Source organism: Geomonas sp. (assembly GCF_056994735.1).
Map to the genome: position 1 here is coordinate 1 of NZ_JBXKJL010000139.1, position 14965 is coordinate 14965.

7 protein-coding genes are annotated in these 14965 nt (G+C 61.1%); 1 reads left to right on the forward strand and 6 read right to left on the reverse strand.

Going from position 1 to position 14965, the window contains the following annotated elements; genetic code table 11:
• On the reverse strand, window positions 1–345 hold a 345-nt coding region (locus tag AC11W3_RS06915), incomplete at its 3' end, for an outer membrane beta-barrel protein (RefSeq protein WP_484092710.1).
• A gap of 323 nt (window positions 346–668) precedes the next feature.
• Between AC11W3_RS06915 and AC11W3_RS06920 the strand changes: the two genes are divergently transcribed.
• Complete coding sequence (locus AC11W3_RS06920; protein WP_484091746.1) at window positions 669–1625, forward strand: YihY/virulence factor BrkB family protein; 957 nt, start codon at window positions 669–671, stop codon at window positions 1623–1625.
• A gap of 342 nt (window positions 1626–1967) precedes the next feature.
• Here the strand turns inward: AC11W3_RS06920 and treS are convergent, their stop codons facing one another.
• From treS to treZ, 5 genes are all read right to left on the reverse strand, one after another.
• Window positions 1968–5294, reverse strand: coding sequence for a maltose alpha-D-glucosyltransferase (treS, locus tag AC11W3_RS06925; protein WP_484091747.1), 3327 nt, complete (start codon window positions 5292–5294; stop codon window positions 1968–1970).
• Between the two features lie 112 nt (window positions 5295–5406).
• A complete protein-coding gene (locus tag AC11W3_RS06930; protein WP_484091748.1) occupies window positions 5407–7383 on the reverse strand; it encodes an alpha-1,4-glucan--maltose-1-phosphate maltosyltransferase in 1977 nt (658 codons plus the stop codon).
• Window positions 7384–7547: 164 nt separating this feature from the next.
• A complete protein-coding gene (locus AC11W3_RS06935) occupies window positions 7548–10541 on the reverse strand; it encodes a malto-oligosyltrehalose synthase (protein ID WP_484092711.1) in 2994 nt (997 codons plus the stop codon).
• Between the two features lie 13 nt (window positions 10542–10554).
• Window positions 10555–13002 carry a DUF3536 domain-containing protein gene (locus AC11W3_RS06940; protein ID WP_484092712.1) on the reverse strand — a complete coding sequence of 816 codons (2448 nt, stop codon included), beginning with the start codon at window positions 13000–13002 and terminating at the stop codon, window positions 10555–10557.
• Window position 13003: 1 nt separating this feature from the next.
• The gene (gene treZ, locus AC11W3_RS06945; protein ID WP_484091751.1) at window positions 13004–14875 is read right to left on the reverse strand and encodes a malto-oligosyltrehalose trehalohydrolase; all 1872 of its coding nucleotides are present in this window, start codon (window positions 14873–14875) and stop codon (window positions 13004–13006) included.
• Window positions 14876–14965 lie beyond the last annotated feature (90 nt).

The window sequence follows — 14965 nt, forward strand, 5'->3', positions numbered from 1 at the left end:
GATGTAGGGAACGAAGGCCGAGCGCGGGAAGAAGTTCCACAAAAAGTCCATGTGGTAACTCCAGTGGTTGAAGTGCACATCGGTCGCCCGGCGCTCCGCCCGCGCATAGGCTCCGACCAGCTCGGCCGCGAAGTGGTCGGTGAAGTCATAGCCCATCCTCAGGCCATAGATGGGACGGTTGGTGGTCAAGGACTCCTGACCGTTCTGGTCATCGTCGTCATAGACGAAGCCTCCCACATAGGGGGAAATGGAGAATGCCCCCGCCCTTTCTCCGGCCTGAGCAATGCTGGCAAGTACCAGCAAGGCTAGCACTGCAACGATCATGCAGCTGGTTACTTTTTTCATCTGTGGAGCCTCCTTATAAGAGTATTTTCCTCATCCCTGATGTTACGCCACCCAAAATCATTAGCCACAACCAATACTATCTGCCTTCTCTGGGTTGTCAATTACCCCTTTCTCTTCAACTCCTTCTATTCGATCCAAATTTCACCTTCCAGTCGCTGGTCCGCGGGGAAAGGCTTGTTTGACAAAGCACCTCCCAGTGGGAAAATGGTGTCTGTCGCAGAAGATCAATGACTTGGAGCGTTACTCTCCGGTACTGAGATAGAGGAGCAGGAGCTTGTAGCTAGTGCCACGACTGCCAGAAGGAGCGGTCACAGGAGTCTGATATGTTCTCTCTTCGCAGGTTCTTCAACTTGGGGGACGCAAGCTATCTGGACATGGGGAAGCGCGTATACAAGAAGGTGGTCGACGACGACTGCTCCGAACACGCCGCGGCGATGGCTTATTACTTCCTTTTCGCCATGTTTCCCTTTTTGCTTTTCCTGACCACCCTCATGGGGGTCCTTCCGGTTCCTCACTTACTCGATTACCTGCTCGCGAATGCCGCCACCATGATGCCGGGCGAGGTATTCAACCTGATCAAGGACAATATCGCGGCCCTGTTTATGAACAAGAAGCAGGGTCTGCTCTCTTTCAGTATCCTCCTCGCCCTGTGGTCTTCGTCCAACGCCATCATCTCTGTCATCGATGCGATGAATAAACTGTATGAGGTCAAGGAGGGACGCCCGTTCTGGAAGGTGCGCCTGATAGCACTGTTCCTGGTGGTATCTCTCTCCCTCCTCTTCCTGCTGGCTTTGACTCTTCTGATGTTCGGGACCAGGATCGGTGACAGTATCGCCGAACTGGTTGACTTCGGCATGCTCTTCAAAGTCAGCTGGGACATCATGCTGGTACCGGTGACCCTCTTCCTGTTGATTCTCGCGATCGCCGCCGTTTATTACCTCACCCCTGACGTGGAGCAGAAGTGGAAGTGGATCAGCCCCGGAGCGGTCGTCGCCATCCCGACCTGGCTCATCATGTCGCTGGCGTTCTCCTACTACATCAACAACTTCGGCTCCTACAACAAAACCTACGGCAGCATCGGCGCCGTCATCGTCCTCCTTCTCTGGCTCTATTTCACAGGCTTCATAATACTAGTAGGGGCGGTGATAAACGCCGTAGTCGAGCACACCTCCAAAGAAGGCAAGGAACCTGGCGAAAAGGCCGAGGGAGCAAAAGAGGAGAAGAGGCGGGAGGAGCAGAAACAGAAATCGTCATGGTGGCAGTACGGGAAACCGCAATAAAGAGAGCCGGGGCGCTTCCCCGGCTTTATTTATATCGCGTCCTTCTCCTTTTCAGGTTCCGATGCAGGCAGAAGTGTGATCGACGGCGGCAAGGCGCTGATCGAAAATAACCACAGCTGTTTCAGCCGGTTCATCACGTCCTCCGTTTCTAGATGCTTCAGATTCGTTCCTCGTCGCAGAGAGAGGAAACTTCCAAAGGCAAATCCCCCCCGCCCCCCCTTTGTCAAAGGGGGGAGCCCCTGAGACACCACCCTTGGCATGAAAGTACGGTTCCGGTCCTGTAGGAGCGCCCTTCCGGGCGCGAACCCGACGTGCGCAATAGAAGCGGCGCCGGCCGGACCGTCAGGTCGCCTCCGGTTTCGACCTCTTCTTCTCCTCGGCGAGGAGCTCGAGAATGCCTCTCAGGGGGATAGACAGCCAGTCGGGACGGTTGTTGAGCTCGTACCCCAGCTCGTAGATGGCCTTGTCCAGCATGAAGGTGTGGAGAATGGTCTCTTCCTCCTCCTGCTCGACCGGCATGAACGGCGCTCCGGCAACGCACTTGAGGTAGGAGGTGAGGAAGGTCTTCGCATGATAGCGGTACCACGCCTGGGCCCACGGGAGGAGATAGGGGATGTCCTCCGCCCGCACGTGCGTTCTCTGCATCAGGACCGCGTAGGCCGCGTAGTAGAAGGAGCGCGCCATTCCGGCGGCGTCGCGCAGCGGAGACTGCTTGATCCTGCGCTCGCTCAGCGACTTCACCGGCTCCCCTTCGAAATCGGTGATGGTGAAGTCGTTGCCGGTATAGAGGACCTGGGCCAGATGGTAGTCGCCGTGGATCCTGGTCTTCATGGCGGAGAACTTGTGCCCGATGAACTTCTGGAATGCCGCATAGATATCCTGCTCCAGCCCCAGGAGCGCCTCGGCCTCGGCGCGCAGCTGCTCGGGGACGTTCGGCAGGTTCCGGCGCAGCAGGTCCAGGACCTTCTTGGCTGCGGTGCGCATCGACTGATAGACCGAGCGTTGGTAAAGAAGTGAGAAGGGCTCGGGGGCGAAGGCCGGGTCGTCGTTTCGCGAGGCCAGGGCCAGGTGCAATTCGGCGGTCCGTCTCCCCAAGAGGGCCACCATCTCGGGATAGAAGCCGGTCATCATCTCCACCAGCTCGGGGGCGCCTTCCGGCCCCGGGGTCGCTGCGGTATCCTTCGTCTCCTCACGGTGGGCCAGCACCCGATCGATGAACTGCTTCACCTCGCTCAAGGTGAAGGTCCAGGCATCGCCCTGGCTCGCGACGAATCCCTGCAGCAGGGCCATCGATACCGGCTCCATGCCGCTGCGGCGGTATTCGAGGGTGCCGGCCAGCGGAGCGACGTGGGTAAAGCCTATCCGGTCGGAGAGGAATCTCCCGATCTCCAGCTCGGGGTGGATCCCCTCCTCCATGCGGCGATAGATCTTCAGGAAGAAGGTCTGGTCATAGACCACGGAGCTGTTGCTCTGCTCCGCCCTCCCGACCTGGGAGCCGAGGGGAAGCTGCTTTTCTCCCAGGATGGCCGAGAAGCCGGGGCCGGGGCGGCCGTACAGCCTGCTGCCTTCGCCGCGCACCCCTTTCCTGCGCGCGATGACATCCAGGAGGGCCTGCCGGAAACGGGCGTTGTACAGGCCGTCATAGAGGAAGCCTGCCTTGTCGTCCACCTTCAAGCGGCTGATGACCGCCTCGGGGAACTCCATCGTCGGGTCCGTCCCCCCCTCCTCCGGCAGGAAGTGCAGCGGCAGGAGGTATGTTTCAGCGGCACCCTCGCTGTAGCTCACTTCCACAAGGGTGAGGAAGACGGCGGTGCTGTCGAGGGGGATTTCGAAAGCGTCGCTTCTGGCGAGCCTGACGATGGTCCGGCTCTTCGACTGGAACCAGCGGCACTTCTTGAGGTACTCCGGAAGCACCGACTGCTCGAGCTTTTGCCCCGACGGGCCGCGGAAGACGTTCTCCCAGGTACCGGTCGTCTGCAGCTCGGGAAGTACCCCCTCTTCCTGCGGCTTGACTTTTTCGCCTCCCTCAGTCACGAGGAGCAGGTGATACTGGTAGGGACCAAGGAGCACCACGTAAGGCGAGTCCTTGATGGCGGGGAAGCGGTTGCGGCTGAACATGTCCTCGAGGTACATCCCGATGAATCGCGGATGATTGATCTGCACGAATTGCGTGGTGCGGGAGAGGTTGCACATGACCAGGATGGTCTCGTTCTCATGGCTGCGCAGGAAGACGAGGACCTTGGGGTTTTCCAGGGGAACGAACTCGAGGGCCCCATAGCTGAAGGCCTTGAAGCGTTTGCGCAGATCGATGATGCGCTTCATCCACCACAAAAGCGATGACGGGTTGCTGGCGTGGAGCTCCACGTTCAGCGCCTCGTAGTGGTACTCGGGGTCGATGATGACCGGCAGATAGAGCTTCTGCGGGTTGCAGGCCGAGAAGCCGGCGTTTCTATCGGGGCTCCACTGCATGGGCGTCCTGACGCCGTTTCGATCCCCGAGGTAGTAGTTGTCACCCATGCCGATCTCGTCGCCGTAGTAGACGATCGGGGTGCCGGCGAGGCAGAACAGGAGCACGTTCATCAGCTCGATCTTTCGCCGGTCGTTGCCCATCAGCGGGGCCAGCCGCCGCCTGATCCCGAGGTTGATGCGGGCTCTCGGATCCCTGGCGTAGACGCGGTACATGTAGTCACGCTCCTCGTCGGTGACCATCTCCAGGGTCAGCTCGTCGTGGTTCCTGAGGAACATCGCCCACTGGCACAGCGGTGGGATCACCGGAGTCTGCTGCAGGATGTTGATGATCGGGAAGGAGTCCTCCATCTGCACCGCCATGAACATGCGGGGCATCAGCGGGAAGTGGAAGGCCATGTGGCAGGCGGCCCCCCCACCGAAATAGGAGGCGGCGTCCTCCGGCCACTGGTTGGCCTCGGCCAGGAGCATCCGGTTCGGGTACTTGGTGTCGATGTAGGCACGCAGCTTCTTGAGGAATTCGTAGGTCTCCGGAAGGTTTTCGCAGTTGGTCCCTTCGCGCTCGTAGAGGTACGGGACGGCATCCAGCCTGAGGCCGTCGACCCCCATCCCCAGCCAGAAATCGATCACCCGGAACATGGCCTCGTGGACCCGCGGGTTGTCGTAGTTCAGGTCCGGCTGGTGTGAATAGAAGCGGTGCCAGTAGTAGCTCTTGGCGATAGGATCGCGGGACCAGTTGGAGGTCTCGAAATCCTTGAAGATGATGCGGGCGTCGAGGTATTTATCGGGGGAGTCGCTCCAGACGTAGAAGTCGCGCCAGGGTGAGCCCGGCTTGGCCCGACGTGATTTCTGGAACCAGGGGTGCTGGTCAGAGGTATGGTTCAAAACCAGCTCGGTGATCACCTTCATCCCCAGCGCGTGAGCGCCGCGCAGGAAGTCCTGGAAGTCACGCAGCGTCCCGTAGTCGGGATGGATGCTCCGGTAGTCGGCTATGTCGTAACCGTCATCCTTGAGGGGAGAGGGATAGAAGGGGAGGACCCAGATGGCGGTGACGCCGAGATCCCGCAGGTAGGGGAGCTTGTGGAGGAGGCCGCGGAAGTCGCCGATGCCGTCGCCATTGCTGTCGCAAAAGCTCCTGATGTGGACCTCGTAGATGACGGCTTCTTTGAACCAGAGCGGGTTTTTCTCGCTTCTCCAAGGCATGGGGTCGCCTCCGCTAACACGATGTCCAGCTGTCGTTCCCGCCCCCGGAGGGGGAGGGGCCTGCCAGGATCCGGTTTCGATCCCCGTGGAGGCGGCCGCTCCAACGGCACCACTACAGGTAATAGTCGAAATTCGCCTCTCTGCGCAGCCAGGTCCGGATACGGAAAATCCTGACCGGTACGTTTTCAGGGTCGAACTCGATGCTGTTCCACTCCCCCTGCCAGATGTACTTGTCGCCGTTCACCAGGTCGTCCACCAGGTAGGACTGGACCGGCTCGATCCCGAAAAGGGAGAGCGGGATACGCACCTTGGCGCTGTGATGGCGGAAGGGATCGAGGTTCACCGCCACCAGCACGGTGCTCTTCTTGTCCGGCGTGATCTTCCCGAAGTAGAGGACGTTCTCGTTGTCGGTCTCGTAGAACTCGATGTTGTCCGTGACCTGCAGCGCGTCATTGTCCTTGCGGATGCGGTTCAGGGTGGAGATGAACCCGTTCAGGTTGCCGGGGCTGTTACGGTCCCAGCTGGTGATCTGGTACTTCTCGGCGTGCAGGTACTCTTCGGTCCCCGGCTCCGCCTGGCCCACGCACAGCTCGTACGGTGGTCCGTAGATGCCGTAATTGGAGGAGAGTGTTGCTGCCAGGGCCACCCGGATCATGAAGGAGGACCGGCCGCCGTACTGGAGGAACTCCGGCAGGATGTCGGGGGTATTGGGCCAGAAGTTCGGGCGCATGTACTCCTTGACCTCGCTGCGGGTCAGTTCGTTCAGGTAGCCGGTCAGCTCCTCCTTGCTGTTTCTCCAGGTGAAGTAGGTGTACGACTGGGTGAAGCCGAGCTTGGCCAGGCGGTACATGATCTTCGGCCTGGTGAAGGCTTCGGCGAGAAAGATCACCTCGGCTGATTTATCCTTGGCCTGCCCGATCACCCACTCCCAGAAGGGGAAGGGCTTGGTGTGCGGGTTGTCGATCCTGAAGATGCGGATCCCCTGGTCCATCCAGAAGAAGATCACGCTCTTCAACTCTTCCCAGAGTTCTTCCCAGTGGTCGGTCTCGAAGTTGAAGGGGACGATGTCCTGGTATTTCTTGGGCGGGTTCTCGGCGTACTGGACCGTGCCGTCCGGTCTCCAGCGGAACCATTCGGGGTGCTCTTTCAGGTAGGGGTGGTCGGGGGAGCACTGGAAGGCGATGTCGAGGGCGATCTCGATGCCGCGGCTACGTCCCTCCTGCACCAGGGCCTCGAAATCCTCCAGCGTCCCGAGTTCCGGATGCACCGATTTGTGGCCACCCGTGGAGGAGCCGATGGCCCACGGGCTCCCCGGGTCGCCCGGCTCGGCCGTCACGGCATTCCTCCTCCCTTTCCTCTTGGAGTCGCCGATGGGGTGGACCGGCGGCAGGTAGAGGACATCGAAGCCCATCTCCTCGATCTCCGGCAAGAGATTGATGCAGTCCCTGAGGGTGCCGTGCCTCTCCTGGCCGTCACAGGAGCGGGGAAAGAGTTCGTACCAGCTGCTGAAGAGCGCCCGCTTCCGGTCTACCCGCACCGAGAGTTCCTGGGGGTACCTGGTGGCCAGCCCCCTGGCGCAGCAGGCGCTGATCAGGTCGGCAAGCTCCTTGTCGAGGCCCAGTGTGATCGCCTGCTGGTGGTTCGGCTCCTTGGCCAGGGCCGAGCCGACCAGCTTCAGTCTCGCGGCATCGGCGCCGGTAGCTTCCTTGGCGGCCTGCGCGATGAGATGCACCCCGATCTGGAGGTCGACAGATATGTCCTGCCCGGCCTCGTATCTCTTGTGCAGGTCCTTCTGCCAGGTGCGGAAGTGATCGACCCAGCCGAGGAGGGTGTAGAGATAGATGCCTGGCTCGACCAGCAGGAACGAGCCCCGCCAGCGGTCGTTGTCCAGTCGCTGCATGACGGTCTCCTGCCACGCCTCTTCATCCTGGCGGCGGAAGAGGAGCACTGCGGCGACTTCGTCATGACCGTCCCCGAAGATATCGGCCTCGACCACCATCTCGTCGCCGGCGACCCGCTTCACCGGGTAGCGGCCGCAATCGACGATGGGGCTGACACCTTCTATCGTTATCCGCGATCTCCCGTCCATGCAGTGACCTCTCGAAGGTGGGTACCCCTCCCTCTCCTCAAGGGGGGAAGGTGCCATTAACTGCCAGCTGCCGGCTCAAGCTGGTCTTGCCGTCTTCGGTTGCAGCCCCAAATCCCCCCTTTCAAGGGGGGAGATTCGGTCCCCCCTCCCCTCGCGGGAGGGAGTCAGGGGGTGGGGGAGAGGAGCGCCACCGGTGCCGACGAGAGGAGCTGGCCTACCTGCAGCCCCCACTCCCCCCCGTGCTCCACCGCATCCACCTCTTCGTCATTGATGATGTTCCGGAAGCGGCGCGCCCCCCCCTCGGGCAGCATGATCACCGTATCCCCCCATACCTCTTGCCCCATGGGCGCCCCTTCCTTCTCCGACGCCAGGGTCGCCACCAGGCGGGGTGCGACGACTATCAGGCTCCTGCCGTTGGCGCCGCGTGAGAAGGTGCAAAGATGGCGGGACCTTGTGCCCTTCACCTCCAGCGGGTGGTAATCCGCTTCGTCGAAGAGCTGGCGGTTGGCACGGCGATAGTTGAGGACCCGGTAGATGAGGTAGAGCTTTATCCGCCCGTCCTCGCTCCGCTCAAGGAGTTCGCTGAAGAGGGCCTTGGCGCCGATCTCGGACTCCCGCGCCTTGACCGCCGCTAGGATTTCCTTCCTGATCCCGTAATCCACCGGATGCCGGTTGTCCGGATCGACCAGCGACAGCTCCCAGAGCTCGCTCCCCTGGTAAAAGTCCGGCATGCCCGGAGAGGTCATCTTGAGAAGCACCTGCGACAACGAGCTGAACATGCCGCAGCGGGCGATGCGCTTCTGGACATGAAGGAACTCGCGCAGGAAGGAGTGCCCCGGCATATCCGACAGTATTTCATCCACGAAGGAGATCACCGCCTCCTCGTACGGCCCATTGGGGCTCACCCAGCTGGTGTTGACCTTGGCCTCCCTGATGGCCTTGACCATGTAATCCCTGATCCGGCTGCGGAACCTCTCGAAGCCCTCCCGGTCTGTCTCCTGAGCCGGCCAGGCCCCGATGAGGATCTGGTAGAAGAGGTACTCCTCGTTTCTGTCCGGCACGGTCTGACCTTCCAGAAGCCCCCGTTTGCTCCGGTTCATCCGCCGCCACCTGGCCACCGCCTTCTGCCAGAGCTCGGGCATCTCGGAGACGGCGTCGATCCTGGTACGGACGTCTTCGCCGCGCTTGGAGTCATGGGTGGCGGTGGCTATCATCCCGTGCGGGAAGGTCTTGAGCCGGTCCAGGTTCTGTCCATGAAAGGCTTCGCAGGTGGTCCCGAACCTCCCCGGCATCCCCCCCACCTCGTTCAACGAGACCAGCCGGTTATAGACGTAGAAGGCGGTATCCTCCAGACCCTTCGCAGTCACCGGCCCGGTGATCTGCTGAAAGCGCATGGCGAAGTTAAGCCAGGCCAAGCGGTCGCTCTCCTTGGCGTGCACGGGGGACTTGAGCAGCAGCACGTCCCGCACGAAGTCGAAGATGGAGGCATTGACCGCCGGGTTCTTCCTCTTGGCCTTCGAGACCGCGGCCTCGATATACTGCACGTCCCTGTCCCTGACCGAGGCGGAATTGGCGTAGGTGCGGTAGACCGGGAAACAGGCGATGACCTCGCCGATGGCGAGGGCCAGGCTGTTCAGGGTGAAGTCGCGGGTCAGCCGGTCTTCCTCGGAGAGGGTGTTCAGCTGGTGCGCCAGCATGTTCCCCTCCCCGGACATGGAAACCTGCATCACCAGCTTCTTCTTCTCGTAAACCACCTCGGCGAAGTCCGCCACCAGCCCCACCAGGCGGTTGTAGATCCGGTCGAAGACCTTGCCGTTTTCCGTGTCCACGAAGATGCCGTTCACCGCATTCATGAATTCATAGCCGGTGGTGCCGAAGACCGGCCACTGCTCCGGGAGCTGCTCGCCTTTCAGGAGGATCTTCTCCACCACCGTATAGAAGGGCCTGTAGGCAGGGTCGTTTTCCAGGATGCGCCGGTACTCCCGGCACCAGCTTTCCAGCACTCTCTCCTTCTCCTCCGGGTTCTCCGGCGGGGTCGATCCCTCGCGGCCCTGGCGCAGCTGCAGGTAACAGCTCTGCTGGAGCTTCTGGAGGTACCCGAGAGGGTCGTACAGTCCATCCACATGGTCGATCCTGACCCCGGTGACCTTCCCCTCCCTGATCAGCCGGAAGAGGAGCTGGTGGGTTAGATCGAAGACGGCGGGGTCCTCCATCCTGATGGCTGCCAGGCTGTTGACATCGAAGAACCTGCGGTAGTTGATCTCCTCGGTGGCAACTCTCCAGTAAGAAAGGCGGTAGACCTGGTAGCGCAGCAGGTTGTCCAGCAGGTCGAAGCTCCTGGGGTCCCCCTGGGTGCCGTTGAAGATGGTGACGTTTTGGTCGATGAAGACGGCGATGTCGGGGCTTTCGTTACAGAGGGCGGCCAGGCGCTTCTTGATGATTTCCTTCTCGCGGTGGCGCTCCCCCTGCCTTTCCGGGTCCTGCTCGAAGTGAGGTGGGAGGTGCTGCAGGGCGGTCATGATGCTCAAAAGCTCGAGCAGGGGCGGGTCCTCCTGGGTGAACCGCTCGTTCAGCGAGTCGCTGCGGTGCCCGAGGATCTGCAGGTAGCTCTTGGGCTCGACCGGGATCTGAAGACCGGGGAAATCGATGAAGAAGGCTCCGTCCCTGAAAACCAGGTGCAGGTCGCCCTTCTCCAGGACTTTCCCGTACTGGTCCCCCAGGAAGGGGAGGAGGACCTTGCCCTTCAGTTCCTTCTTCACCGGGGCCCATTCGATGTCGAAGAAGTGCGCGTAGGGGGAACTCTCCCCATTTTCCAGCACGTCCATCCACCAGACGTTCTCGGCGCTCTGGATACACATGTGGTTGGGCACGAAGTCGAGGATATGCCCCATGCCGAAGCGTTGCAGTTCGTCAATCAGCGATTGATAGCTCCCCTCGTCTCCGATCTCGCGGTTGAGGATGGTCTGGTTGACCACATCGTAGCCGTGCACGCTCTCTTCTTTGGCCGCCAGGTAGGAGGAGGCATAGATGTCGCTGATCCCCAGTTCGTTGAGGTAGCCGACGATCTCCCTCGCGTCCTTGAAGGTGAACTGCGAGTTGAACTGGAGCCGGTAGGTGGCAGACGGTATCCTGGCGCTCGGCAAGGCTTCCTGAGCCATGTTTCCCCCCGGTCTAACCTTCAGCCAGTACCGCCCCGAGGTTGAAGCGGAAGGTCTCGCCCAGCTTTCTGAAGGCCTCCAGCCAGATCCCAGCCCCCTCGTCGCCGCCGCGCGACTTTTCGAGATAGTCGCGGTAGGTCGTTTTGGCCAGCATGTAGTAGTCGTTTTGCACCTGCCAGAGGACGATGTTGACGGGGATCTCATACAGGAGGTCCATGTACTTCTGGATCCTGGCCATGAGCTTCAGGTCTGACGGCTCACTAGCCAGGGCACGGGTGAGCGATTCGGCATGGCGTCTCAGGAAGTATTCGGTGTCCGTCGACTCCGTGGCCACCTGCCATTTCTTGATCTGGGCGATGATTCTTTGCACCGCCTCGCTGTCGATCTCCTCCCGGGTGAGTTCGGTCTTCAGGGCGGCGATGAGGGCCGGTTGCGCCGCGATGATGAAAAGCGGCGGCACCGGCATGCCGCTCTCCTGGACGAACTCCATCAGGGGCCTGCTCTTCTCGAACATGGTCTGGTAGCCTGCCAGGCTTTCCTCCCTGGTCTTGTCGAAGATCAGGTTGAGGATCTTGCGCTGCTCGTCGCGGAAGAGGTTGGCCAGGGAGTAGCTGTGGGTACCGAAGTGCTTGTCCATCAGGGAGATGAGCTCGGTGTAAAGTCCCTTGTCGAAGGCGGCTCTCATCTCCTCCTTCATGGCTCCGTAGTCACCCGCGTCGCAGATATTGGCGACCCCCCCCTTGAAGTCGTGGCTCCCGAGCCGGACCACGCAGAAGGTGAGGCAGGTGGCCTCCTCGATGATCTCGGAGGCCACGTGTATGCGCCCCATGGCCATGGTGGCGTCGGGGGCGGACATTTTCGTGTAATCCTCCTTCGCGACGGCGTAGCAGTAGATCTGGGAGTGATCCTCGTACTCCTCGTAAAGGGAGCTGAAGGCGTAGTGGGCCCCGACCTTGACCAGGTCGAGCCGGGTCGGGATCACGAAGTTCCGGTAGATCCAGGCCCCGTCCTGATTCTGCGGCACGTTGCTCCTGGCCTCTTTGAGCCTGTCCAGGAATGCCTTCTCGAGCCCCTCTTCCATCAAGCCTTCCGAAAGCTGCAGGGTGCGGCTCGCGTAGTCGATCACCTGTACGGTCTCCAGTCCTGAGAGCTCGTCGAAGAACCAGCCACAGCTCGTGTACATCAGCATGGCGTGGCGCTGCATCTCCAGGAGCTTCAGGGCGCTGATCTTCTCGTCCGAGGTCAGGTCGCGCGAGGCGTGTACGGCCAGGAATTTCTCGGACTGTTCCATCCCGCGGTGCAGGATGACCTCGATGTAGGCGTCCCTCGCCTGCCAGGGGTCCTTGAAGAACTCCCGCCCCTTGCGCTCGAACCCTTGCGCCACGCGGTCCCTCAGCCAGTCCAGCGCCGCGCGCAAAGGCCCGCGCCACTGCTGGTTCCAGTCGGGATAGCCCCCGGAGTTGCAGCCGCAGTCGCTGTTCCAGCGCTCGACCCCGTGGGCGCAGCTCCAGGAAGTCCGCTCCACTATCTGGGCCTCGTAAGCTGGCGGGTAGAGCTCAAGGTATTCGCCGTAATTGGTGACGCGGGCGAGGCTGCCGGTCTCGATCTGGTTGAAGGCCGCGGCGAGGGCCATGTCCCCGAATTTCTGGTGGTGGCCGTAGGTCTCGCCGTCCGTCGCTATGTGCATCAGCTGCGGCCAATCCCTGTCATCGGACATGCCACCCATCAGCCGGTCGGAGAGAGCCTCGCCGCTGCTTAACAGATTCTCGAAGGCGACCGCCCGGGCGATCGGTCCGTCGTAGAAGAAGATGGTGATGCTGCGGCCCGACTGCAGCTGGCAAAGGTAGGCCCTGGTCGGGTCGATCTCCCCCTCCGTCCACTCTTCCTCCCCCAGCTTCCTGAAACGCGCCGCCTGGTGAGGGGCCAGGATCGTGTACTTTATTCCCTGCTCCGCCAGGATATCGAGCGTTTCCAGGTCCACCGCGGTCTCGGCAAGCCACATCCCCTCGGGATAGCGCTGAAAGCGCGACTCGAAGTCCTTGATCCCCCAGATCACCTGGGTGCGCTTGTCCCTGGGATTGGCCAGGGGCATGATCATGTGGTTGTAGACCTGGGCGATCGCCGCGCCGTGACCTGAGCGCCACTCCATGCTCTGCTTGTCGGCGTCCAGAATCGCCTGGTACACCTCCGGAACGAAGATCGTCATCCAGGAAAGCACCGTCGGCCCGAAGTTGAAGCTCATCTTGGCGTAGTTGCTGGTGATATCCATGACCCTCTGCTCCCCGTCGAGGATGCGGGACGCGGCGTTGGAGGCGTAGCACTCCGCCGTTATGCGCTCGTTCCAGTCATGGTAGGGGAAAGCCGAATCCTGGATTTCGACGGCCTCCAGCCAGGGGTTCTCGCGCGGCGGCTGGTAGAAATGACCGTGCACGCAGACGTAGCGTTGCTGAGATTGCTCCATGTCATCCTCCTATGTTGTTGCCGGCGTAGACCAGCACGCTGAACGGACTGATAGTTAGCGAATTCCCGGCTCCCGCCTCGGCCACCGCGATCTCTCCCGGAGCCGATTCACCCGATCCTCGCCAGTGCGGTGAGGCGGAGTCGAGCACCTTCTCCCATCTCCCCTGCGGCAGGGTGAGTACCGCCTCCTCATGCATGTTGCTGAAACTGAACAGGCAGACCACCCCGCTGGTTCCCGACTGCCTCCGGATCACCAGGGTCTTTTGCGGCTGCATGCCGATCACCTCGATCTTGTCCCGCTCGGTTACCTGCAGGGCCGGCAGCTTGCAGCGCAGGGCCAGCAGTTTCCGGTAAAACTCGAGGATCAGAGCCTGCTCCCCCTCCCTTTTCACGGTCAGGTCGAGCTTGCACTCGTAGAAGGTCGCCTCGGCAGCGGGATCGGGGATCTCTCCCTCGCAGATCCCCGAGGCGTGCTCCTCGTGCTTCCCCCTGCGCACCGCCTCGATGAGCTCTTTGTCCGAGTGGCTGATGAAATAATGGAAGGGAGCCCTTTCCCCGTACTCCTCCCCCATGAACAGGAGTGGGATGTAGGGGGAAAGGATCATTACCCCTGCGGCCAGAAGGAGTTTCTCCAGCGGCTGGCTGGCACTCAGGCGGTCGCCGCACCTGCGGTTGCCCACCTGATCGTGGTTTTGGGTGAAGACTACGAACTGCGAGGTGGCGCGCCCCTTGGCTTCTCCGCCGTAGCGGCGCTTGCGATAGCGGGAATACTCGCCGGTGAATACGAAACCTTCCTGGTAGGCCTTGACCATCTGGCCGAACTGACCGAAATCCTCATAGTATCCGGTCGTCTCGCCGGTAATGAGGGTGCGCAGCGCATGGTGAAAGTTGTCGCACCACTGGGCATCGATGCCGTATCCTCCTATCGCTGGAGGATTTATCAGCCGTGCATCGTTGGTGTCATTCTCGGCGAAGAGATAGACCAGCCTGCCGTACTTCTCGCGATGGCAGCTCACGGCCTCGGAAAGCCGCTGCAGGAAATGCTTCGGGGTCTGGTCGAAAATCCAATCGACCGCGTCCAGCCGCAGGGCGTCGATGTGGAACTCGTGGATCCAGTACATGGCGTTGCACATGAAGAATTCAAGCACATGATCGCTGTAGGGGCCGTCGAAGTTGATGGCCCCGCCCCACGGCGTCCGGTACTTGTCGGTGAAGTAGTGCCCGAACTCGCCGTTGTGGTTTCCTTCCGGACCGAAATGGTTGTAGACGACGTCCAGGATCACCGCGAGCCCCTTGCGGTGACAGGCGTCAATGAGCCTCTTCATGCCGTCCGGGCCGCCATAGGTGTTTTGGGGGGCGAAGTGGTGCACGCCGTCGTAACCCCAGTTGCGGTCCCCGGGACACTGGGACACCGGCATGATCTCCACCGCGCTGATCCCCAGCTCCAGGAGGTAGTCCAGAAACTGGATCACCGCCTCGAAGGTCCCCTCCCTGGTGAAGGTGCCTACATGGAGCTCGTAGATCCGGTACTGTTCCAGCGGGATGCCGCACCACCCTTCATCCTGCCAGGTGAAGAGCTGCGGGTCGACCACCTGCGACGGCTCGGCAACTCCGTCCGGCTGGAAGCGGGAAACCGGGTCAGGACGTGCGGGTTGATCATCGAGTTGATATAGATAGCGGTCGCCGTCGCCCACGCCCGTGACGGTGACCGAGAAATAACCCCGTTCCTCCTTTTCCATGGCAACCGTACCGATCGCTTTTCCCGAAACTATGAGAAGCGATGCCGCTGCAGCCTTCGGAGCCCATACCCTGAACCTGGTTCCCTCATCCTTGACCACATTCGCGCCGAGGTCGCCCCCCCACGAAGATGCCATAAAACCACCTCCCGCTTGCATAGCTGCTCTCTCAGATACCGGCTATATCTTTGCAGCGGCAGCCAGAAACATTTGTTAAAGATACTTTAT